A 21,228-nucleotide genomic window follows, 5' to 3' on the forward strand; every position below is an offset into this window, starting at 1 on the left:
CGCGGATCCCTGGCGGGACCGGTGCCGCATCAGTATTGCTCAAGCCGTCGGACACGGCAGAAAGTGCCGGTGAAACCGGCAGATTCGGCGATTTCTAAGAAAATCTCCTAACGACCCGCTACCCGAATCGGGGATCCACCTGCATTGGCCTTACACTGCACCCGATACATTCTTAAAGACATTTCTTAGAGAACCGCCGTCAGGAGGCACTGTGGCCAACCACGCCAGTTCCAAGATCTCCAAGGTGCTAGTCGCCAACCGTGGAGAGATTGCCGTCCGGGTCATCCGGGCTGCCAAGGACGCCGGACTGGCCAGCGTCGCCGTTTACGCGGAGCCGGATGCCGATGCGCCGCACGTGCGGCTCGCCGACGAGGCCTTCGCGCTGGGCGGCCAGACCTCGGCCGAGTCGTACCTGGTCTTCGACAAGATCCTGGATGCCGCTGCCAAGTCGGGCGCCAACGCGATCCACCCGGGTTACGGCTTCCTTTCCGAGAACGCCGACTTCGCCCAGGCCGTCCTCGACGCCGGCCTGATCTGGATCGGGCCCAGCCCGCAGTCGATCCGCGACCTGGGTGACAAGGTCACCGCGCGGCACATCGCCGCCAAGGCCAACGCTCCGCTGGTGCCGGGTACCCCGGACCCGGTCAAGGACGCGGACGAGATCCTCGCCTTCGCCAAGGAGTTCGGCCTGCCGATCGCCATCAAGGCCGCCTTCGGTGGTGGTGGCCGCGGTATGAAGGTCGCCCGCACCATCGAAGAAATCCCCGAGCTGTTCGATTCGGCCACCCGTGAGGCCGTCGCCGCCTTCGGCCGTGGCGAGTGCTTCGTCGAGCGTTACCTGGACAAGCCGCGCCACGTCGAGGCTCAGGTCATCGCCGATACGCACGGCAACGTCGTCGTCGCCGGTACCCGCGACTGCTCGCTGCAGCGCCGCTTCCAGAAGCTGGTCGAGGAGGCCCCCGCGCCGTTCCTGACCGACGCGCAGCGCAAGGAAATCCACGAGTCCGCCAAGCGCATCTGCAAGGAAGCCGGCTACTACGGCGCGGGCACCGTCGAGTACCTGGTCGGCCAGGACGGCCTGATCAGCTTCCTCGAGGTCAACACCCGTCTGCAGGTGGAACACCCGGTCACCGAGGAGACCGCAGGCGTCGACCTCGTGCTGCAGCAGTTCAAGATCGCCAACGGCGAGGCCCTGGACATCACCGAGGACCCGACCCCGCGCGGCCACTCGTTCGAGTTCCGGATCAACGGCGAGGACGCCGGTCGCGGCTTCCTGCCGGCCCCCGGCCCCGTCTCGAAGTTCGAGGCCCCGACCGGCCCCGGTGTCCGTATGGACTCGGGTGTCGAGACCGGTTCGGTCATCGGCGGCCAGTTCGACTCGATGCTGGCCAAGCTGATCGTCACCGGCGCCACCCGCGACGAGGCCCTGGCCCGCTCGCGTCGTGCGCTGGCGGAGTTCAACGTCGAGGGTCTGGCCACGGTCATCCCGTTCCACCGCGCCGTGGTCTCCGACCCGGCCTTCATCGGTGACGGCGAGAAGTTCGACGTGCACACCCGCTGGATCGAGACCGAGTGGGACAACACGGTCGAGCCGTTCACCGGTGGCGAGCCGCTGGACGACGAGGACGCCACCCCGCGCCAGAAGGTCGTCGTCGAGGTCGGTGGCCGTCGCGTCGAGGTGTCGCTGCCCGGTGACCTGGCCATCGGTGGTGGCGGCGGTGGCGCTGCCGCCGGCGCGATCAAGAAGAAGCCGAAGCCGCGCAAGCGTGGCGCTGCGGGCGGCAAGGCTGCCTCGGGTGACTCCGTCACCGCGCCGATGCAGGGCACCGTCGTGAAGGTCGCCGTCGAGGAGGGCCAGCAGGTCTCCGCGGGTGACCTGATCGTGGTGCTGGAGGCCATGAAGATGGAGAACCCGGTGACGGCCCACAAGGACGGCACCGTGACCGGCCTGTCGGTCGAGGCCGGCGCCGCCATCACGCAGGGCACCGTCATCGCTGAGCTGAAGGACTAGTTCTTTCTTTCCGCCGAGCGGCCAGTTATCGCACGCTTTTCCCTGAAATCCGTGCCATAGCTGGCCACTCGGCGGACTTTTTTCTTATGGAAGCCATCGAGATCAACGCCGGCGCCTGGTATCTGCGCGCCCTGCGCGCCGATGAGCGGATGGACGACCGGCCGTCCCTGGCGGATTTGGGCGAGCACTCCCCCGATCACGTGGAAACCCGCACGGCGCAATGGGAATCCGACACGTTGTACTCGTGGGCGGTATGCGAGCCGACGACCGGTGAACTGCTCGCCGAGATCACCTTGGACCCCGCCACGCGGGAGATTTCCGTCCGCACCCGCGCCGGGTTCGACGAAGCCGCCGCAACGGGCGTCGAGTCCGTGCGCCGCTTCGCCGCCGCGATGCTTGGCTAGAACAGCAGCACCGGCAGGCTCATCGTCAACACGATGGACATCAGCAGCAACAGGAACCATCCGGCGCCCTGCCAGGCCCACCAGACCTGGTTGTCGCGCCAGGCCCGATAGGTCCGGACGAAGGCCCACACGCCGCTGCCGAACAGGAACAGCGGACCGGCCAGTGCCAGCACCGTTCGGTAGGGCTTTGAATACACCCAGGCGCACTCCGTCGTATCAATACCGTGGCAGTGCCGGACCCAGACGGCGGCCAGCACCATGAACCCGACCCCGAGGCTCCCCATCACCAGACCGAATCGCGCGGCCTCGTGCACGCTGGGATCGTCGTCGCGGAACTGGTCAGTTGTCGGACTGAGCATCGATATCACCGCCAACCCCAGTATGCGCTCGCCGGGCGCTAGGGCGCCAGCGGCCCCTCGGCAATCCGCTTGATCGCGGCCAGTCGCCGATCCCATTGCCTGCCAATGGTTTCCAGCTCGTTGCCCAGCGCGCTGAGCTTGGCACCCAGCGCCCGGTAGCGAATCTCTCGGCCCACTTTGACCGGCTCGACCAACCCCGCGTCGGCCAGCACCGTCAAATGCTTGGCGATGGCCTGCCGACTCACCGGCAACCGGCCCGCCAGTGCGCTCGCGGACAGGTCATCGGCTCCCAGCTCGGTCAGGATCCGCCACCGGGTCTCGTCGGCGAGCACCGCCAACACCGCCGGCATGTGGGTGTCGGTCACATCGACACCTGCAGGTACGCCACCAGGTCGTCGAGTTCGGCCGCCCAGCCACCGGTGTTCTCGGCCTGCGCGGTCTGCGGGTCGGCGAGGTTCTCAAATCCCTTCTCGCACAGGTCAAGTCGAGTACCGCCCTCGATCTCGGTCAGCTCGAAGCGCACGACGGTGGAGTTCTCGGGAGTCGGATCGGCGTCGGCCTCGCGGTGCGCCCACCGATAGACCAGGGTGTGCGGCGCGTCGGCGCTTTCGACCACGACGCGGAACTTGCCGTGGGCGTTCCAACCGAAAAACCCGGTGCCACCCGGGATCGCCTCGAGTTCCGCTTCGTCACCGAACCATTGCGCGATGAGCTCGGCTTTCGTCAGCGCATCCCAGACGCGCTGGATCGGAGCGTTGATGTCGATGGTGCGGGTGATGTCCAGCGTGTCCATGATTCCCCTTCGAGTGGCGTTGTGTGCAACTCAAGAGTTGCACAACCCCGCTCGTACTGCAACCGTCAGATTGCAGTTTGTGCGACGCGGCGCTCCCGCAGCAACATCAGCCCGATGGTGCCGAAGACCAAGTTGGCGGCGATCTCCAGGATCGCGGTCACCCACGAAAACGTCGTCACCCGCGCCCATGGCGGCGCGTTAATGAAGCTGTCGCTGAAGAATCCCCATTTCGGAAGCAGGTGCGCCGCAGTGAATCCCACCGCGCCGGCGTAGCCGATCCCGACGGCGGCGAGCGGTGCCCACCTGTTCCGGTTGAACACCAACGCGATCGTCACGGCCGCGAGGATCAGCTGCAACGTGCCGCCCACCATCACCGCCGGCGGGATGACGTCCATTCCCCGCCTCAGATGATCGGCACCGTGCAGCACCAGCGCGACCGCCAAAAAGCCTGCAGCCCAATCGAAGTTACGTTGCCAATTCCTGGAATCACCAGTCATCCGGATCACCTCTACTACGAACAGTAGTAGTCATGCGGTGTCGTGTAAAGACCTGATTGGTCTCCGCCCCGGACCGACGGCGCCTACACTCAGCAGTTGTCGAGGTACCACACAGCAAACACTCAAATCTGCGCCACCCACCCCCAGGAGTCCGCCATGACTTCCCCAGCGCGCATCATCGTTTCAATCCCAGCCGCCATCGCCTGTATTGCCGTGGCCGGCGCACCGGTCGCCTCCGCCGATCGGAACGGCTACCTGGCCTGCATGAAAGAGGGAGTCAAGAGCTTCACCAGCTGCTGCATCGACAACGGCGGTGGCTATGCCTGGGACCCGGCGCATGAGCCGTACCCGCACTGCAGCTGGTCGGCTAGCGTGTCACCGAATCAGGGCGACACCCCGCCGCCGACCAAGGCCCCGGTCACGGTGCCGCAGGCACCCGCGCCAGGCCGGTCCAGCTGACCTGGTTGCCCACCGGCACAGAGCATTTCGCCCGTAATCCTCGGGCTACGATTCTGGCGTGCGGATGAAACTCTTGGGCGCGGCAGGGCTGTTCGCCGGCGGCGCGGCGTATCTGCACGGCTGGACGTGGCCACCGGCGCTGGCCGTGGCCGTCGGCGTCCCGCTGTTGCTCGCCGCCATCCCGCACGTCGTCGCCGGAATGCGCACCCCGAGCCGCCGCGAGGACCCCGTGCACGACATGTCCGGCACCGAATTCGAGGACTACGTCGCACGTATCGCCCGGTCCTGCGGTGTGCCCGTCATCATGACCGAGCTGTCCGGGGACTGGGGCGTCGACCTGATCGTCGGGACACGCCCCAATCGCCTTGCCATTCAATGCAAGAGATTGTCCCGGCCCGTAGGCCCCGGTGCCGTGCAGGAGGTGGTCGCCGGCGCTCCCATGCAGGACTGCGCGCACACCATGGTGGTCACCAACAACGATTTCACCGCAGCCGCACGGAAATTGGCCGAACTGCACGACTGCACCCTGGTCAGCGGCACCGAACTGACTCGGCTCCGCGGATTGATCCGGCAGCAGGTTCTAGAGCGTCCGTAGCACTTCCCGCACCGCCTGGACAGCTTCGTCGATCTCGGCCCGCGACACTGTCAGCGCCGGGCGGAATCGCACCGAGTCGACGCCGCTGGCCAGCAGAATGACATGCCGCTCCCAGAGCCGCCGGATCGCCTCGTCACGCTGCGCGGCCGACGGCATGCTGAACGCGCACATCAGCCCGCGACCGCGCGGGTCGAGCACCAGATCAGGAAATTCGCTTGCCAGACAACGCAGCTGGCCGACCAGGTACCACCCCATCCGCACGGCGTTCCCGATCAGCCCGTCGGCCTCGATGACCTCGAGAATGCGGCGGGCCCGCACCATGTCGGTGAGGTTGCCACCCCAGGTGGAGTTGATCCGTGAGCTCACCCGGAAGACGTTGTCGGCGACGTCATCGACGCGCCCGCCCGCCATCACACCGCACACCTGGGCCTTCTTGCCGAAGGCCACCACGTCGGGCGTGACGCCCAATTGCTGGTAGGCCCAGGGGGTTCCGGTCATCCCGACGCCCGTCTGCACCTCGTCGAAGATCAAGAGCGCGTCGTACTCGACGCACAAATCCCGCATAGCGGCGAAGAACTCGGCCCGCAAGTGCCGATCACCGCCTTCACCCTGGATCGGCTCGGCGATGAAGCAGGCGATGTCGTGCGGGTACGCCTCGAAAGCCGCCCGGGCCTGCCGCAGCGATTCCCGTTCCAGCGCAACGATATCCACGCCCGGGGCCACCACGGGCGCGTCGATACGCGGCCAGTCGAACTTCGGGAAGCGGGCCACCTTGTTGGGGTCGGTGTTGGTCAGCGACATGGTGTACCCGCTGCGGCCGTGGAAGGCGCCACGTAGGTGCAGCACCCGGGTGCCCAGCGCCGGGTCGATCCCGCGCGATTCGCCCAGCCGGCTCTTCCAATCAAATGCGACCTTGAGCGCGTTCTCCACCGCCAGCGCACCACCGTCAACGAAGAACAGGTGCGGCAGCGCCGGGTCACCCAGCACGCGCGCGAACGTCTGCACGAAGCGCGCCATCGGCACCGAGTACACATCCGAGTTGCTCGGCTTGTTCACCGCCGCCTGCGCGAGCTCGGCCCGGAAGGCCGGGTCGGTCAACGCCGGATGGTTCATCCCCAGCGCCGACGACGCGAAGAACGTGAACATGTCGAGATACCGGCTGCCGTCACGCGCATCGACGAGATACGAGCCACCGGAGCGGTCGAGATCGAGAACAAGGTCCAACCCGTCGGTCAGGATGCTGCGCCCCAGAACGTCACGAACGTCGCGGGCACTGTCCGCCGACAGCCCATCACCAGAAGTCAGAACAGCGGTCATGCCGCCATCCTAACGCAATATTTACAGTTTGCTCGACCTCGCACAGGAACTATTCCGGTAGCGACACCTGATCATCGTAAAAAGTCTGTAAGATGATGGTGCTTCGCGTGCGAACGTTGGCGACGGTCCGGATCCGCTGCAGCAGGCCTTCCAGCGCCCGCGCCGAGGCAACACGCACCACCAGCACGTAGCTCTCTTCGCCGGCCACCGAGTGGCAGGACTCGATTTCGGTGAAGGACTGCAGCCGCGCCGGGGCATCATCAGGTTGGGAAGGATCAAGTGGGGTGATCGCGACGAACGCCGACAGCATGTGGCCGACGGCCTCGGGGTTGATCCGTGCGGTGTACCCGATGATCACGCCGCGAGATTCCAGCCTGCGCACCCGTGACTGCACCGCCGACACCGACAGCCCCGCCGCCGTCGCCAGGTGCGCCAACGTCGCCCGGCCGTCGGCTATCAGCTCCCGCACCAGGATTCGATCGACGTCGTCCAGCTCCGCTTCGGCCATGGCCGGAGATTACCCCCAGGCACAGTCATGACAGTTCAGACGTGGGAGCTGCGCGCCGCGTTCGCCGCCGCGCTGTCGCGCATGTACGGCGCCGAAGTCCCGGCCTACACCACACTCGTGGACGTCAGCACGGCCGTGAACCGGGACTGCGCCACCGACGGCCGGCTCGGTTCCCTCGACCGGGTCACCGCGGAACGCCACGGCGCGATCAGGGTCGGCAGCCGGGCCGAACTCGCCGACGTCGCAGACCTTTTCGCGGCTTTCGGCATGTACCCGGTCGGCTTCTACGACCTGCGCGAGGCCGCCTCACCGGTCCCCGTGGTCTCCACCGCGTTCCGTCCCATCGAGGCAGACGAGCTGGACCGCAACCCGTTTCGGGTCTTCACCTCGATGCTGGCCACCGATGACGCCCGCTTCTTCTCCTCCGACCTGCGGACGCGCGTACAACGGTTCGTCGGGCAGCGTCAGCTGTTCGACCCGGCACTGATCGCGCAGGCCCGTCATATCGCCGTCGACGGCTGCCCGACGGCCGATGCCGGCGAGTTCGTCCGCCGCTGCGCCGCGGCGTTCTCGTTGTCCCGTACACCGATCGACAAGGCCTGGTACGACGAGCTCAGCGCCATCTCCGCCGTCGCCGCCGACATCGCCGGCGTCAGCACCACCCATATCAATCACCTGACGCCACGCGTCCTCGACATCGATGAGCTGTACCGCCGGATGACAGCCCTCGGTATCACCATGATCGATGCGATCCAGGGGCCGCCCCGCACCGACGGACCACCGGTCCTGTTGCGGCAGACGTCGTTTCGGGCTCTGGCCGAGCCGCGCACGTTCCGCGCCCCGGACGGCACCGTGTTCGAGGGGAGTCTGCGGGTGCGTTTCGGCGAGGTCGAGGCACGTGGGGTGGCGCTGACCCGCGCGGGCCGGGAACGCTACGACGCCGCCATGGCCGACCGCGAACACTGGGACCGGCACTTCCCCGCCTCCGACGCCGAGATGGCGGCGCAGGGCCTGGCCTACTACCGCGCCGGCGATCCCGCGAAACCCGTTGTCTACGAGGACTTCCTACCGGCGTCTGCGGCAGGCATCTTCCGCTCGAACCTCGACAGCGAGACGCGAGCCAACGACGCCGTCGCCGACCCCACCCACTACAGCCTCGACTGGATGGCCGGCGCCATCGGCCATCACATCCATGACCCTTACGACCTCTACGAGAAAGCGGCATCATGACTTCCGTGCAGACACTGTTGCCCACCGCCGACCAGCTCCGGGACCGCGTACGAGCCGCGCTACAGGCCGTGGGAGCGCACGTCGCCCTGGGCGAGCCCGGCGCCCAGGGCTTGCACGCCAGCACGCCCATCACCGGTGAGGTCCTGTTCACCATCGCGGAGAGCACGCGCGACGAGACCGATGCCGCGATCGCCGAAGCGGCACAGGCCTTCTCCACGTGGCGCACCACCCCGGCCCCGGTGCGCGGCGCCCTCGTGGCCCGCCTGGGCGAGCTACTCATCGAGCACAAGGCCGATCTGGGCACCTTGGTGACCATCGAGGCCGGCAAGATCACCTCGGAAGCCCTCGGCGAGGTGCAGGAGATGATCGACGTCTGCCAGTTCGCGGTCGGCCTCTCGCGACAGCTCTACGGCAAGACGATCGCCTCCGAACGCCCCGGGCACCGGCTCATGGAGAACTGGCACCCGCTCGGCGTCGTCGGCGTCATCACCGCGTTCAACTTCCCCGTCGCGGTGTGGGCCTGGAACACCGCCATCGCACTGGTGTGCGGCGACACCGTGGTGTGGAAGCCCTCCGAGCTGACCCCGCTGACCGCCGTCGCCTGTCAGGCGCTGCTGGAGCGCGCCGCGGCTGATGTCGGGGCGCCCAGCGCGGTGTCGCGGTTGGTGTTGGGCGGCCGCGAGATCGGCGAGCAGCTGGTCGACGACCCCCGCGTCGCGCTGCTGAGTGCGACGGGGTCGGTGCGGATGGGCCAGCAGATCGGCCCGCGCGTGGCCGAGCGATTCGGGAAGGTGCTGCTGGAGCTCGGCGGCAACAACGCGACCATCGTCACGCCGTCGGCCGACCTGGACCTGGCGGTGCGGGGCATCGTGTTCGCCGCGGCCGGCACCGCCGGCCAGCGGTGCACCACACTGCGGCGGGTCATCGCGCACCGCAGCGTGGCCGACACGTTGGTGCAGCGCATCGTCACCGCGTACCAGAGCCTTCCGGTGGGCGACCCCTCCGCCGAGGGCACCCTGATCGGGCCGCTGATCCACGAGCGGTCCTACCGCGACATGGTCGGCGCGCTGGAGCAGGCCCGCGCCGAGGGCGGCGAGGTCACCGGCGGCGAGCGCGTTCAATTGCACCCCAGCTCCTACTACGTCACACCGGCGGTGGTGCGGATGCCCGGGCAGACGGCGATCGTGCACCAGGAGACGTTCGCGCCCATCCTGTACGTGCTGACCTACGACACCCTCGAGGAGGCCATCGCCCTCAACAACGCTGTGCCACAGGGCCTTTCGTCGGCCATCTTCACCACCGACATCCGGGAGGCCGAGCGATTCATGGCCGCCGACGGGTCCGATTGCGGCATCGCCAACGTCAACATCGGCACATCAGGCGCGGAGATCGGCGGAGCGTTCGGCGGCGAGAAGCAGACAGGCGGCGGTCGCGAATCCGGCTCGGATTCCTGGCAGGCCTACATGCGCCGGGCCACCAACACCGTCAACTACTCGTCCGATCTGCCTCTGGCTCAAGGAGTTCAGTTCGGGTAGCACAGCGGCACGGTGCGCATCCCACTCGGGCGCCAGACCTAGCGACGGCATGGACCTCAACTTTGGACACGCCAGGCCGGCCAATAACATTGACGCTCATGACCAATATCCGCTCGTCCGTGTCGACCCCACTCGTCGCCACGATGCTGATTGCGGCGTGCTTCGGCACCAGCGGATGTGGCAGGCACCACCGCTCTCAGTCGTCCAATCACTCATCGCAAACCGAGGCCGCCGAGCCGGCGAATACCCGAGACGTGCGCGACAGCGGCCCGATCGCCGAGGACGAACTCGAAAGTCTGCTGCTCACTGCCGATCAGATGAGCAGGGCAACAGGCATCGACGGCTTGACAGCCGAGAAAATCGACAAGACCCTCGATGACAAGTCACGCGTAACCAAGGGAAATGTCGCGTGCAAGCGCCTATTCGGCGCTTCCCCGTCGGGCTACGCCGACGCCACCGCCATGCGCAGCCAAGTGTTCGACGATTCGGCGGACTCCCGCAGGGCTACGAACTCGGTGACGCTCTACCCGTCCGCACACGGTGCAGCGGAGCTCCTCGAGTTCGATGCCAAGAGCGTGAAATCCTGCGCCAACAAGGAATTCACCGTGACCTTTGCCGACGGTCAAACTGAGCGGCAGACGATAAGTTCCGTTTCCGAGACAGATGGAGTTCTCACCAACAAGCTCACCTACGAATCCGATGCCGGCGACGGCAAGAGTGCCGAGGCACAAATGGCGGTCGACAACGTGATCATTTACGCAGAGGCCGACACCGTTGCTATCGCAACCAAGATCGTCAAACAGATCGCAGACAACCTCAAGAACTGACCACGCTCGGCTGAGCCCGCGATGCGGTAGACATGAGCCCGTGAAGATCGAAGGTGCGGTGGCTGTGGTCACCGGGGCGGGGTCGGGCATCGGCAGGTCCATCGCGACGGCGCTGGCCGCTGCGGGTGCATCCGTGGTGGCCGGCGACATCAACGCCGAAGCCGCCGCCGAGACGGCCGCGGGCTTCGGGGGTGTCGGCGTCGGGGCCGACGCGTCGTCGGTGGACGGCATCGCCGAGCTGCTCGACGCGGCCCGCGAGGCGTACGGACCGGTGGACATCTATGTCGCCAACGCCGGCATCACCGGGGCACCGGGACTGGGCGACGACGAAGCCGCCTGGGACCGCATCATCGACATCAACCTGCGCGCGCACATCCGCGCCGCCAAAGCTGTTGTGCCCGAATGGGTTGAGCGCGGCACCGGACATTTCGTCACCGTGGCTTCGGCCGCCGGCCTGCTCACCCAACTCGGCGCGGCCGGGTACAGCGTCACCAAGCACGCCGCTGTCGGCTTCGCGGAGTGGCTGACCATCACTTACGGCGACCAGGGCATCGGCGTCAGCTGCGTCTGCCCGATGGGCGTGGACACCCCGCTGCTGCGCGACATGTCTGACTCCCCCGACGCCGGTATGCGGGTGGCAGCCAACGCGGTGACCCACGCCGGCAACGTCGTCGGGCCTGACGACGTCGCCACCCTGGTGGTCCAGGCCATCGGACAAGGATCGGCGGACGGCTCCTTTCTCGTCCTGCCCCATCCCGAGGTGCTGGAGATGTACCGGCACAAGGGCGCCGATTACGACCGCTGGATCGCCGGCATGCGCCGGTACCAGCGCACCTTGGGGTAGGCACAGCCACGTCGAAGAATTTGCGGATAGTCGGACGCACGCACCTTGCGTTTGGTATACCTGTTTGCTATCGCCGATTTTCGTGGGCGCGGCGTGATCGGGCGGCCCATTGGGGGGTTCCGTATGGCAGACCGATAGGCCATTGAGAATCCGTTGAGCCCGACCCCTTTTGATCCTTGTACCCGCTCGATATCGAGCAAGGCCGTGCAGGTTGACCCAGGAGCACCACGATGACCGATCCCACTCCCCCAGCGCCCAAAAAACCCGCCTTCAGCAAGCGCGGCTTCATACTCGCGGTCATCGCCCTCGTACTCGCCATCGCGGTCACGGTAGCTGGGCGGGTGAAGCTGGGGACGTTCGTTCCCGGCATCGCGCTCGTCGCCGTGCTCTCGGTCATCGCGGCGGCCATCTACTTCCGGTCACCGCGGTCGGCGCTGCGCAAGACCGTCGCCATCGGCACGACGGCCCTCGTCGCCGCCGCGGCGATACCGGCGAGTTTGAAACTGGTGTACCCCACCTACGACCACTTCTTCGGGCAGACAACCGGTTTGTCGACTTCATCCAGCCCGAGCGGACAGCCATCCTCGACTGCGCCTGGCCCGCAGGTATCCGCAACGACCGCCGGAACGCCGTCAGGGATCATCGTGATGTCCGGAGACAGCTGGGACACAGCCACTTTCGGGTCCATCGACCCAACCACAGGTAAGTACACGCAGATCTCGACATTCAAGGCCAAAGAACCGGCCGGCGACATCGACATGCTGCAGGTCTCACCAGATCTGACCAAATTCGCCGCCGAACGAACTGTCACGAAACCAGGCGACAGCCCGATGAACGGCTCATCGCATGTCGGCTGGATCGACACCCAGGGCGATTTCACCGACGTCACACCGGCCGCACCCGCCACGACCGACTTCCCGCAAAGTACTGCTCCCGTGTACCGCTCGCCGCTATTCGACGGTGCCGGCAATTTCTACTATTGGGGCGGCACCGGCAACGGGGAGGCCAATACCCACCTCTACAAGCTGGCGGCGGGATCGAAGTCGAACCCGCAAGAGATCACGCCGACGCCGCATACACAGCCCATGCCCCTGCAGAACCCCGACGGCACACTGCGGTTCGGATGCGCGAACCGCCAAATCAAGTGGCTCGGCCCCAACAGCTTCGTGACGGTCACCGTCAAGGTCGGCCTGCCCGGCGCCGGTTCCTCGGACAACGGGTTCGCCATCTCCAAAGTCCCCGTGATCACAGACCCCAACGGTTGCCCGGTTCCCGACAACACCAACGCGCACGCGGTGATGTTGGTCGACCTTGGCATCCGCAACGCGCACAACCCGGTCCCGAACCCCGACAGCACCAAACTCGCTTTCTTGACCGACAACGCCTCGGGTGCCAACGCCACGCAGGGCGGCATCTACGTCGTCGGTGCCGACGGCACCGGCAAGCCCACCCGTATCGCGACCCTCGACGAGCTCAAGCTCCCCAACCCCCGGCTGATCAGGTGGTACTGACCTAAGTCGGGCCAGGTTTGTCGGACCCACCAGGCAGTATGGAGCCGTGGCCCCGACCGACCCGATGGCCCGGTTCAGTGACCTGACCCGGGAGTGGTTCGCGGCTGCCTTCAGCACGCCCACCCCGGCTCAGGCGCAGGCCTGGCAAGCCATCGCGGACGGGCACAACACGCTGGTCATCGCCCCTACCGGGTCCGGCAAGACGCTGGCGGCGTTCCTCTGGGCGATCGATCAGCTGGCGCAGGAGCCCGACGGCAAGGGCACCCGCGTGCTTTACGTGTCGCCGTTGAAGGCTCTCGCGGTCGACGTCGAACGCAACCTCTCCACGCCGCTCACCGGCATCACTCGAGTGGCCGAGCGCCTGGGCAAGCCGGCGCCCAAGATCACCGTGGGTGTGCGGTCCGGTGACACCTCCCCGGCGCAGCGCCGCCAGCTGATCGCCAAACCGCCGGACATCCTGATCACCACACCCGAGTCGCTGTTCCTCATGTTGACGTCGGCGGCCCGCGAGACACTGGCGACAGTGCGGACCGTCATCGTCGACGAGGTGCACGCGGTCGCTGCCACCAAACGTGGTGCACACCTGGCGCTTTCACTGGAGCGGCTGGACCAGCTGACCGCCGCGCCGGCGCAGCGGATCGGCCTGTCCGCCACCGTCAAACCGGCCGAGGAGGTGGCCCGTTTCCTGTCGGGCGCAGCCCCCACCACCATCGTCAAGCCACCGGCCGCCAAGACCTTCGACCTGACCGTCGAGGTTCCGGTGCCCGACATGGCCAACCTCGACGGCGGCACCATCTGGCCCGATGTCGAGGAACGCATCGTCGACCTCATCGAGTCGCACAATTCGTCCCTGGTGTTCACCAACTCCCGGCGGCTGGCTGAACGGCTCACCGCACGGCTCAACGAGATTCACGCCGCCCGCTCCGGCATCGAACTGCCCAACGAACGCAACCCGCAGATCGGTGGCGGCGCGCCCGCCACCATCATGGCCAGCGGCCAGACCTTCGGCGCACCGAGTCTGCTGGCCAAGGCTCACCACGGATCGGTCAGCAAGGAGGCCCGCGCCCAGGTCGAAGACGATCTCAAGAGCGGCCGGCTCAAAGCCGTGGTGGCCACCTCGAGCCTCGAACTCGGCATCGACATGGGTGCGGTCGATCTGGTCATCCAGGTCGAAGCGCCACCGTCGGTAGCCAGCGGCCTGCAGCGCATCGGCCGCGCCGGTCACCAGGTCGGCGAGATCTCCGAGGGCGTGCTGCTGCCCAAGCACCGCATCGACCTGATCAACTGCGCGGTCACCGTGCAGCGGATGCGCGCCGGCGAGATCGAAACCCTGCAGGTACCCACCAATCCCCTCGACGTGCTGGCCCAGCACACCGTCGCGGCAGCCGCGCTCGAGCCGCTCGACGCCGACCGGTGGTTCGACGCCGTCCGCCGCAGCGCGCCGTTCGCCGCGTTGCCGCGCAGCGCCTTCGAAGCGACAATGGATCTGCTGGCCGGCAAGTACCCGTCCACCGAGTTCGCGGAGCTGCGGCCGCGGCTGGTCTACGACCGCGACACCGGCACCCTGACCGCTCGTCCCGGCGCGCAGCGACTGGCCGTCACCTCCGGCGGCGCGATCCCGGACCGCGGCATGTTCACCGTCTACCTGGCCACCGGTGACGAAAAGCCCTCGCGGGTAGGCGAACTCGATGAGGAGATGGTCTACGAGTCGCGCCCCGGCGACGTCATCTCCCTGGGCGCCACCAGCTGGCGGATCACCGAGATCACCCACGACCGGGTACTGGTCCTGCCCGCACCCGGCCAGCCCGCGCGGTTGCCGTTCTGGCGCGGGGACGCCGTCGGCCGCCCCGCCGAGCTGGGTGCCGCTATCGGTGCCTTCACCGGGAAACTGGCCGGACTGACGCGCACCGACTTCGACGAGTACTGCAGCACAATGGGTTTCAACGGCTACGCCACCGACAATCTGTGGCAGCTGCTGGACGAGCAGCGCCAGGCCACCGGCACCGTACCGACCGACACCACCTTCGTGGTGGAACGGTTCCGCGACGAGCTCGGCGATTGGCGGATCGTCCTGCATTCCCCCTACGGACTGCGGGTACACGGGCCACTGGCACTGGCCGTCGGCCGCCGGATCATGGAGCGGTACGGCATCGACGAGAAGCCCACCGCATCCGACGATGGCATCGTGCTGCGGCTACCCGACACCGGCGAAACCCCACCCGGCGCAGACATTTTCGTGTTCGACGCCGACGAGATCGAGTCCATCGTCACGGCCGAGGTCGGCGGGTCGGCGCTGTTCGCCTCCCGCTTCCGCGAGTGTGCGGCACGGGCACTGCTGCTGCCGCGGCGTCATCCCGGCAAGCGGTCGCCGCTGTGGCATCAGCGGCAGCGGGCAGCCCAGCTGCTGGACATCGCGCGCAAGTACCCGGACTTCCCGATCGTGCTGGAGACCGTGCGGGAATGCCTGCAGGACGTCTACGACGTCCCGATGCTCACCGAGTTGATGCGCCGCGTCGCGCAGCGCCGGATCCGGGTACTCGACGTGCAGACCGCCACACCGTCACCGTTCGCCGCGTCGTTGTTGTTCGGCTACGTCGGGGCGTTCATGTACGAGGGCGACAGCCCGCTCGCCGAACGTCGCGCTGCCGCACTGTCGTTGGACGCCACCCTGCTGGCCGAGCTGCTGGGCCGGGTGGAACTGCGCGAGCTGCTCGAACCCGACGTGGTGGCGGCCACCATCCGGCAGCTGCAGCATCTGACCGAGGACCGGGCGGCCCGCGATGCCGAAGGGATCGCCGACCTCCTGCGGCTGCTCGGACCACTGAGCACCGAGGAACTTCGGCAGCGTTGCACCGCAAGCGATGTCGAGGCCTGGTGCGCCACCCTGCAAGCCGCCAAACGCGCCGTCGCGGTGACCTTCGCCGGGCAGAGCTGGTGGGCCGCCGTCGAAGACATGGGGCTGCTGCGCGACGGCCTCGGGGTCGCGGTGCCGGTCGGGGTGCCGGCCAGTTTCACCGCTGCGGTGTCCGATCCACTCGGCGAACTGCTCGGCCGCTATGCCCGGACCAACGGGCCGTTCACCACGACCCAGGCGGCCGCCAGGTTCGGCCTGGGTCACCGGGTGACCGCCGATGCCCTGAGCCGGATGGTGTTGGACGGCAAGCTCATTCGCGGTGAGTTCACCGACATTCCGGACAGCGTCGATCAACAGTGGTGTGACGCCACGGTTCTGAAGATTCTGCGGCGCCGGTCGCTGGCCGCGCTGCGGGCCCAGATCGAACCGGTCAGCACGGCCGCATACGCACGGTTCCTGCCCGTCTGGCAGCAGTTCGGCGAGGCCCGCGGCGTCGACGGGCTGGCGTCGGTCATCGAACAGCTTGCCGGCGTGCCGATTCCGGCGTCGGCGGTCGAGCCGCTCGTGTTCGGTCAGCGCGTGTCGGACTACCAACCGGCAATGCTCGACGAACTGCTGGCCTCCGGTGAGGTCACCTGGTCGGGCGCGGGACAGATCGCCGGTAGTGACGGGTGGGTCGTCTTCCATCGGGCCGATACCGCGCCACTGTCCCTGGCACCCGGTACGGAGATCGAATTCACCGACACGCATCGCGCGATCATGGAAACCCTCGGCTCAGCTGATGGGCCCGGCGGCGCCTACTTTTTCCGCCAGCTGGCGTCGGAGGACAACGCCGAGGCGAAACAGTCGCTGTGGGAACTGATCTGGGCCGGCTGGATCACCGGCGACACCTTCGCCCCGGTGCGGGCGCTTCTGGGCAACGCGGGGCGCAAGCCCGGTGGCGCGCACCGCCAGCGGCAGCAGCGCCCGCCACGGCTCAGTCGCTACAGCGTCGCCCGGCCGCAGGCCCGCGCCGTCGACCCGACGGTCGCCGGTCGATGGTCGGCACTGCCGCCCGCCGAGCCGGAATCCACCATGCGGGCACACTTTCAAGCCGAGCTGCTGCTGAACCGCTACGGCGTTGTCACTCGCGGCGCTGCCGACGGCCTGCCCGGCGGATTCGCCACGCTGTACAAAGTGCTGACGGCTTTCGAGGAGGCCGGGCGCTGCCAGCGCGGATATTTCATCGAATCGCTTGGCGGCGCGCAGTTCGCGGTGGCCTCGACGGTCGACCGGTTGCGCAACTATCTCGACAGCGTCGACCAGAGCAGCCCTGACTACACCGCCATCGTGCTGGCCGCCACCGATCCCGCGAACCCCTACGGCGTCGCGCTCCCGTGGCCCGAGGTGGCCGGCCACCGGCCAGGTCGCAAGGCGGGCGCGCTGGTGGCGTTGGTCGACGGCGAGTTGGTGTGGTTCCTGGAACGCGGCGGCAAGTCGTTGTTGTCGTTCGACGCGACCCCGGATCAACAACGTGCGGCGGCCGGCGCGCTGGCGGACCTGGTGAGTGCGGGGCGCTTGCAGTCGCTGCTGATCGAAAAGGTCAACGGGGAGCCGGTGTTGGCCCCTACCCCCGACGCCGAGCAGGCGCAGGTCCATGCGGCGCTGGCCAGCGCCGGTTTCTCCCGCACTCCGCGTGGGCTGCGTCTGCGCTAGGCCTCCGGCTTCACGTTCGGCAGTATCGAGGCCATGGATAACGGGTTGTCAGACGCCGCCATCGCCGCGATGACACCGGCTCAGCGGCACGCCCTGATCATGCGATTGCAGCGTCCGCTGGACGAAGTGTTTCCGCCTGCCATGGCCAGAAGGATGCGGCGCATCCGGCTGACGTTGATGACCGGCAGCTGCATCGTGCTGATCCCGTGGGTCATCTACCTCGGATTCACGCTTCCGGACAGCTACACGGCGCACAACTGGCCGGCCACCTGGATCGGGTTCGACGGTCTGCTCGTCGCCTTCATGGCCACGACCGCCGTGCTGGGCTGGTTGCGTCGTCAACTGGTGCTACTCACCGCGTTCACCACCGGGGTGCTGTTGGTGTGCGACGCCTGGTTCGACGTCATGACATCGGATTTCGGCCACGATTCGGCGGTGCCATTGGTGACCGCGGTGCTGATCGAACTGCCACTGGCAGTACTCATGATGACCGGAGCGCTCCGAATTCTGCGCCTGACCGCGACGCGGCTGTGGTTCCTCGAACCCAGCGCGCCGCTGTGGCGGCTGCCGCTGCTCCCGTGACCTGAAGCCATCGGACGCCGTACCGGCCGTCGTGAATTCTCTTGATGGCCAGTGCTTTTCCGCACCTCGGCGGGACCGGGATGGTCCGTCTAGTTCGACGACGGTGTTGGTGGTGGCTCGAATGGTTGGTACCACCACCATTGCGCGCGTTCCCCGGTCGGTCCGGGGCACGGCGGCACATCGGGTGGCGGTGTGGTGGGTGGCCGCGCGAGGGATCCGCCGTCGAGTTGGCGGCCTGCGGCGTCGGTGACGACGAGTCGGTCGGCGGGTCCGGTGATGGTGATGACCCGCTTGTGGTGCAGCCGGTGGTGGTACGGGCACACCAGCACCAGGTTGTGCAGTTCGGTGAGACCGCCGTTCTCCCAATGGATGATGTGGTGGGCGTGCAAGCCGCGGGTGGCCCCGCACCCGGGGACGCGGCAGCAGCGGTCGCGGTATTCGAGGGCGCGGCGCAGGCGGCGGCTGATCTGGCGGGTGCTGCGGCCGGCGCCGATCGGCTGACCGTGCTTCTGGAGCCACACTTCGCAGGTGGCGTCGCACAACAGCAGTCGGCGTTCGTCGTCGGTGAGCACCGAGCCCAGATGCAATGCGGCAGTGTCCTTGTCGAGGTCCACATGCACCACGACGGTGGTGTGCTGCCCGTGCGGGCGACGTGCGACGTCGGTGTCCCAGCCGGCCTCGACCAGGCTCATGAACCCGTCCACCTGGTTGGGAAACGGCGGCGCCTCCTCCGACACACGGTCATCGTTCTCGTGGTCGCGTTTCCAGTCCGCCACCAACGCGTCCTGGTGCGAGGCCAGCGCGGCATCGAACTTCGCCGCCTCCAGCTTCGGCAACCGGATCGTGTACGTCGTGGAACCGTCATCGTGGGTGGTCTTCTTGATCGACCGCTCAGGATCCGGCTTCGACTCCGGCTCCGGCCGCGGCTCGAGCTTCACCGCCGTACGCAACTGGGTGACCGTAGCGCTGGCCGCGAACTGGGCATAGTGCTCATCAGAACCCTCGCCGGCATGCTCGGCGACCACCCCGACCTGATCCAACGACAACCGACCCTCACGCATCGCCTCAGCACACCGCGGAAACTCCTCCAGGCGATGCGCGACCGCCACCATCACCTCCGCATTACGCGGCGACACACCCGTTTTCCACGCCACCAACGCCGTGAGCGACCGGGCACCAGTCGCACCCCACAACCCATCACGATCAATCTCGGCCGCAATCTCCACCAGCCGCGCGTCGATCGCGTTGCGCTGCCCGGTCAGCTCACCGATCTCATCGAAGAACGCATCCATACGCTCACACGGCGACGCCTCAACATCGAAAGCCGTTGCAGTGCTGGACATGACACCATCAAAGCAGAAGGCACCGACAAATTTTGGCCGCTCCGGGTGGAGAGCGAGAAACTGTACTGTTCAAGCAGCAGAAGGGTTTTCGATCACGATCGCAACGCCCTGACCTGAGCCGACGCAGACGCCGATGGCCCCGTACCGCGCGTTGCGTTCACGCAGTTCGGTGGCCAGGGTCAGGACGTACCGGGCACCAGTGGCGCCGAACGGATGGCCGATCGCCACGGCGCCTCCGTTGGGCGTGAGCTTCTCGTCGGGAACGACGAACCCGTCGAGCTGATTCGGCAGTTCCCGCAGCACGCCGAGGGCCTGCGCACTGAACGCTTCATGGACTTCCCAGACATCGATCTGCTCGGGCGTCAACCCTGCACGCTTGATCGCCAGAGGCAGCGCCCACGCCGGCGCGAGACCCATGAACAGCGGATCGATCCCGTACACCGCCGAGGACACCACCCGCGCCAACGGCTCGATGCCGAGTTCTGCCGCCCGCTCCCCGGACGCCAGGACCAGGGCGCTGGCGCCATCGGTCAGCGGCGTCGAGTTCGCAGCGGTCATCTGCGTCGTGCCCGGTTGCGGGCGCAGGGCCGCCAGTTGCTCGGCCGTGGTTTCCTCGCGGATGAATTCGTCGTGCTCGAACAGCCGTGCCGGCGTCTTCTTCGTCGCGGCGATCTGGACCGGCATGATCTCCTTGGCCAGGCGCCCGGAATCACGGGCCGCCTTGGCATTTCGCTGCGTCCGCAGCGCAAACGCGTCGATCTCCTCGCGCGTCAGGCCATAGCGATCGGCCACTTTCTGCGCGGTCTCGATCATGCTGATGTAGGCGTTGCGCGCCAGCAGCGCCGGGTTGGGTGGGCCGCCGGCGCCGGCCCACATGGTGTCGAGCAGGATGACCGGCCCGCGCGGCGCGAAGGCCGCGTCACCTTTCATGTAGGCCCAGCCCGATCGTGACATCGACTCGACACCGCACGCGATACCGACGCCGAGGTCGCCGGCCTTGATGGCGTGCGCGACGTTGATCGTGGCACTCAGCGACGACCCACAGAACCGGTTGATGGTCGTTCCGGCCACCGTGTCGGGAAATCCGACGGCGAGCGCCGCCCAGCGGGCGATGTCGCCCATTCCCTCGTGCGCAGGATTCACACAGCCGGCAACGACGTCCTCGATGGCTCCGAGATCGACGCCGACGCGCTCGCACGCACCCTTCATCGTCATGCCGAGGAGGTCGTCGGTGCGGATGTGCGACAGCGAACTGCCGTACCGCGCAAATGGAGTGCGGACACCACCAAGCACAAATGCTTCTGTCATCAGCCGTCTCCCGCTCGATGTCGAGGCGAGCGTACGTCGAACGTGAGCGTGGTGGCGAAGATCTCGCGAAAGTTCGCCATCAAGCTCACGTTCGACGGGTGGATAGAGTGAAACCATGGCGCTGCACACCCCACTGACCGAGCTGTTCGGCATCGCCCATCCGATCGTCCTGGCCCCGATGGGCGACGTGTCGGGTGGCCGGCTGGCGGCCGCGGTGTCCGAAGGGGGCGGGCTGGGCCTGATCGGCGGCGGTCGTGGTGACCTGACCACGCTCGCCACCGAATGCCAGTTGGCCACGCAGGACACCGAAAAGCCCTGGGGTATAGGTCTACTCACCTGGGCTGTCAATCAGGAGATCGTCGATTGGGTCATCGCCCAACAACCCGCCGCCATCATGCTGTCGTTCGGCGACCCGGCCCCGTATGCCAAGGCCATCCATGACGCGAACATCCCACTGATGTCCCAAGTCCACACCCTCGACGAAGCCAGGCAGGCCCTCGACGCGGGGGTCCAGGTGCTGGTGGCGCAGGGCAGAGAGGCGGGCGGCCACCACGGC

The 21,228-nt window shown here is 67.2% G+C and carries 20 protein-coding genes; 12 read left to right on the forward strand and 8 right to left on the reverse strand.

Features of this window, described 5'->3' with window-relative positions; translation table 11 throughout:
* The first annotated feature begins 211 nt into the window (after window positions 1-211).
* Window positions 212-2,011, forward strand: coding sequence for an acetyl/propionyl/methylcrotonyl-CoA carboxylase subunit alpha (locus TL10_RS13180; protein WP_043392247.1), 1,800 nt, complete (start codon window positions 212-214; stop codon window positions 2,009-2,011).
* A gap of 86 nt (window positions 2,012-2,097) precedes the next feature.
* Window positions 2,098-2,415, forward strand: coding sequence for a hypothetical protein (locus TL10_RS13185; protein ID WP_043392245.1), 318 nt, complete (start codon window positions 2,098-2,100; stop codon window positions 2,413-2,415).
* Here the strand turns inward: TL10_RS13185 and TL10_RS13190 are convergent.
* The 4 genes from TL10_RS13190 to TL10_RS13205 all read right to left on the reverse strand — a co-directional run bounded on the left by TL10_RS13190 (window position 2,412) and on the right by TL10_RS13205 (window position 4,064).
* Window positions 2,412-2,774: a hypothetical protein gene (locus TL10_RS13190; RefSeq protein WP_043392243.1), complete on the reverse strand. Its 363-nt coding sequence runs from the start codon at window positions 2,772-2,774 to the stop codon at window positions 2,412-2,414. The genes TL10_RS13185 and TL10_RS13190 overlap by 4 nt on opposite strands.
* A 38-nt stretch (window positions 2,775-2,812) precedes the next feature.
* Window positions 2,813-3,124, reverse strand: coding sequence for an ArsR/SmtB family transcription factor (locus TL10_RS13195; protein ID WP_043392868.1), 312 nt, complete (start codon window positions 3,122-3,124; stop codon window positions 2,813-2,815).
* Window positions 3,125-3,135: 11 nt separating this feature from the next.
* Window positions 3,136-3,567, reverse strand: a complete 432-nt coding sequence (locus tag TL10_RS13200) for an SRPBCC family protein (RefSeq protein ID WP_043392241.1) — start codon at window positions 3,565-3,567, stop codon at window positions 3,136-3,138.
* Window positions 3,568-3,632: 65 nt separating this feature from the next.
* A complete protein-coding gene (locus TL10_RS13205) occupies window positions 3,633-4,064 on the reverse strand; it encodes a hypothetical protein (RefSeq protein ID WP_043985964.1) in 432 nt (143 codons plus the stop codon).
* Window positions 4,065-4,220: 156 nt separating this feature from the next.
* On the opposite strand from TL10_RS13205, the gene TL10_RS13210 reads away from it, so the two are divergent.
* Both TL10_RS13210 and TL10_RS13215 read left to right on the forward strand, forming a co-directional pair.
* The gene (locus TL10_RS13210; protein ID WP_131630738.1) at window positions 4,221-4,523 is read left to right on the forward strand and encodes a hypothetical protein; all 303 of its coding nucleotides are present in this window, start codon (window positions 4,221-4,223) and stop codon (window positions 4,521-4,523) included.
* Window positions 4,524-4,587: 64 nt separating this feature from the next.
* Entirely contained in the window at window positions 4,588-5,118 is a 531-nt protein-coding gene (locus tag TL10_RS13215; RefSeq protein WP_043392234.1) for a restriction endonuclease, read from the forward strand.
* On the opposite strand, the gene lat is transcribed toward TL10_RS13215, so the two are convergent.
* Both lat and TL10_RS13225 read right to left on the reverse strand, forming a co-directional pair.
* On the reverse strand, window positions 5,104-6,435 hold the full coding sequence (gene lat / locus TL10_RS13220; protein WP_043985965.1) for an L-lysine 6-transaminase: 1,332 nt from the start codon (window positions 6,433-6,435) through the stop codon (window positions 5,104-5,106). The two genes, TL10_RS13215 and lat, sit on opposite strands and share 15 nt — an antisense overlap.
* A gap of 49 nt (window positions 6,436-6,484) precedes the next feature.
* Window positions 6,485-6,943 carry an Lrp/AsnC family transcriptional regulator gene (locus TL10_RS13225; protein WP_043392230.1) on the reverse strand — a complete coding sequence of 153 codons (459 nt, stop codon included), beginning with the start codon at window positions 6,941-6,943 and terminating at the stop codon, window positions 6,485-6,487.
* Between the two features lie 27 nt (window positions 6,944-6,970).
* Between TL10_RS13225 and hglS the strand changes: the two genes are divergently transcribed.
* From hglS to TL10_RS13260, 7 genes are all read left to right on the forward strand, one after another.
* The gene (gene hglS / locus TL10_RS13230; protein WP_043985966.1) at window positions 6,971-8,173 is read left to right on the forward strand and encodes a 2-oxoadipate dioxygenase/decarboxylase; all 1,203 of its coding nucleotides are present in this window, start codon (window positions 6,971-6,973) and stop codon (window positions 8,171-8,173) included.
* Complete coding sequence (gene amaB, locus TL10_RS13235) at window positions 8,170-9,708, forward strand: L-piperidine-6-carboxylate dehydrogenase (protein WP_043985968.1); 1,539 nt, start codon at window positions 8,170-8,172, stop codon at window positions 9,706-9,708. The genes hglS and amaB overlap by 4 nt, the downstream gene beginning before the upstream one ends.
* A gap of 98 nt (window positions 9,709-9,806) precedes the next feature.
* The gene (locus TL10_RS13240; RefSeq protein WP_043985969.1) at window positions 9,807-10,535 is read left to right on the forward strand and encodes a sensor domain-containing protein; all 729 of its coding nucleotides are present in this window, start codon (window positions 9,807-9,809) and stop codon (window positions 10,533-10,535) included.
* A 40-nt stretch (window positions 10,536-10,575) separates the two neighbouring features.
* The gene (locus tag TL10_RS13245; RefSeq protein ID WP_043985970.1) at window positions 10,576-11,379 is read left to right on the forward strand and encodes an SDR family oxidoreductase; all 804 of its coding nucleotides are present in this window, start codon (window positions 10,576-10,578) and stop codon (window positions 11,377-11,379) included.
* A gap of 230 nt (window positions 11,380-11,609) precedes the next feature.
* The gene (locus TL10_RS13250) at window positions 11,610-12,890 is read left to right on the forward strand and encodes a hypothetical protein (protein ID WP_043985971.1); all 1,281 of its coding nucleotides are present in this window, start codon (window positions 11,610-11,612) and stop codon (window positions 12,888-12,890) included.
* Between the two features lie 64 nt (window positions 12,891-12,954).
* Window positions 12,955-17,439, forward strand: coding sequence for an ATP-dependent helicase (locus TL10_RS13255; RefSeq protein WP_043985992.1), 4,485 nt, complete (start codon window positions 12,955-12,957; stop codon window positions 17,437-17,439).
* Window positions 17,440-17,472: 33 nt separating this feature from the next.
* Window positions 17,473-18,021 carry a hypothetical protein gene (locus TL10_RS13260; RefSeq protein WP_043985972.1) on the forward strand — a complete coding sequence of 183 codons (549 nt, stop codon included), beginning with the start codon at window positions 17,473-17,475 and terminating at the stop codon, window positions 18,019-18,021.
* 89 nt (window positions 18,022-18,110) lie between these two features.
* On the opposite strand, the gene TL10_RS13265 is transcribed toward TL10_RS13260, so the two are convergent.
* Together TL10_RS13265 and TL10_RS13270 are read right to left on the reverse strand one after the other, a co-directional pair.
* Window positions 18,111-19,364, reverse strand: coding sequence for an HNH endonuclease signature motif containing protein (locus TL10_RS13265; RefSeq protein ID WP_043985973.1), 1,254 nt, complete (start codon window positions 19,362-19,364; stop codon window positions 18,111-18,113).
* A 69-nt stretch (window positions 19,365-19,433) separates the two neighbouring features.
* Window positions 19,434-20,672, reverse strand: coding sequence for a thiolase family protein (locus TL10_RS13270; protein ID WP_043985974.1), 1,239 nt, complete (start codon window positions 20,670-20,672; stop codon window positions 19,434-19,436).
* Between the two features lie 115 nt (window positions 20,673-20,787).
* Here TL10_RS13270 and TL10_RS13275 point away from each other — a divergent pair.
* Window positions 20,788-21,228, forward strand: a 441-nt coding sequence (locus tag TL10_RS13275; RefSeq protein WP_043985975.1) for a nitronate monooxygenase, incomplete at its 3' end; no start/stop codon positions are given.

It is taken from the genome of Mycolicibacterium llatzerense (assembly GCF_000878195.1).
Classification (GTDB): Bacteria; Actinomycetota; Actinomycetes; order Mycobacteriales; family Mycobacteriaceae; genus Mycobacterium; species Mycobacterium llatzerense.

Bases quoted from the DNA above. Each gene is read 5' to 3' on its own strand.
- TL10_RS13200 (WP_043392241.1), bottom strand. From the start codon at position 3,567: ATGGACACGCTGGACATCACCCGCACCATCGACATCAACGCTCCGATC.
- TL10_RS13205 (WP_043985964.1), bottom strand. From the start codon at position 4,064: ATGACTGGTGATTCCAGGAATTGGCAACGTAACTTCGATTGGGCTGCA.
- hglS (WP_043985966.1), top strand. From the start codon at position 6,971: ATGACAGTTCAGACGTGGGAGCTGCGCGCCGCGTTCGCCGCCGCGCTG.
- TL10_RS13185 (WP_043392245.1), top strand. From the start codon at position 2,098: ATGGAAGCCATCGAGATCAACGCCGGCGCCTGGTATCTGCGCGCCCTG.
- TL10_RS13260 (WP_043985972.1), top strand. From the start codon at position 17,473: ATGGATAACGGGTTGTCAGACGCCGCCATCGCCGCGATGACACCGGCT.
- TL10_RS13225 (WP_043392230.1), bottom strand. From the start codon at position 6,943: ATGGCCGAAGCGGAGCTGGACGACGTCGATCGAATCCTGGTGCGGGAG.
- TL10_RS13210 (WP_131630738.1), top strand. From the start codon at position 4,221: ATGACTTCCCCAGCGCGCATCATCGTTTCAATCCCAGCCGCCATCGCC.
- TL10_RS13255 (WP_043985992.1), top strand. From the start codon at position 12,955: ATGGCCCGGTTCAGTGACCTGACCCGGGAGTGGTTCGCGGCTGCCTTC.
- TL10_RS13195 (WP_043392868.1), bottom strand. From the start codon at position 3,124: ATGCCGGCGGTGTTGGCGGTGCTCGCCGACGAGACCCGGTGGCGGATC.
- amaB (WP_043985968.1), top strand. From the start codon at position 8,170: ATGACTTCCGTGCAGACACTGTTGCCCACCGCCGACCAGCTCCGGGAC.
- TL10_RS13270 (WP_043985974.1), bottom strand. From the start codon at position 20,672: ATGACAGAAGCATTTGTGCTTGGTGGTGTCCGCACTCCATTTGCGCGG.
- TL10_RS13265 (WP_043985973.1), bottom strand. From the start codon at position 19,364: ATGTCCAGCACTGCAACGGCTTTCGATGTTGAGGCGTCGCCGTGTGAG.
- TL10_RS13190 (WP_043392243.1), bottom strand. From the start codon at position 2,774: ATGCTCAGTCCGACAACTGACCAGTTCCGCGACGACGATCCCAGCGTG.
- lat (WP_043985965.1), bottom strand. From the start codon at position 6,435: ATGACCGCTGTTCTGACTTCTGGTGATGGGCTGTCGGCGGACAGTGCC.
- TL10_RS13215 (WP_043392234.1), top strand. From the start codon at position 4,588: ATGAAACTCTTGGGCGCGGCAGGGCTGTTCGCCGGCGGCGCGGCGTAT.
- TL10_RS13240 (WP_043985969.1), top strand. From the start codon at position 9,807: ATGACCAATATCCGCTCGTCCGTGTCGACCCCACTCGTCGCCACGATG.
- TL10_RS13250 (WP_043985971.1), top strand. From the start codon at position 11,610: ATGACCGATCCCACTCCCCCAGCGCCCAAAAAACCCGCCTTCAGCAAG.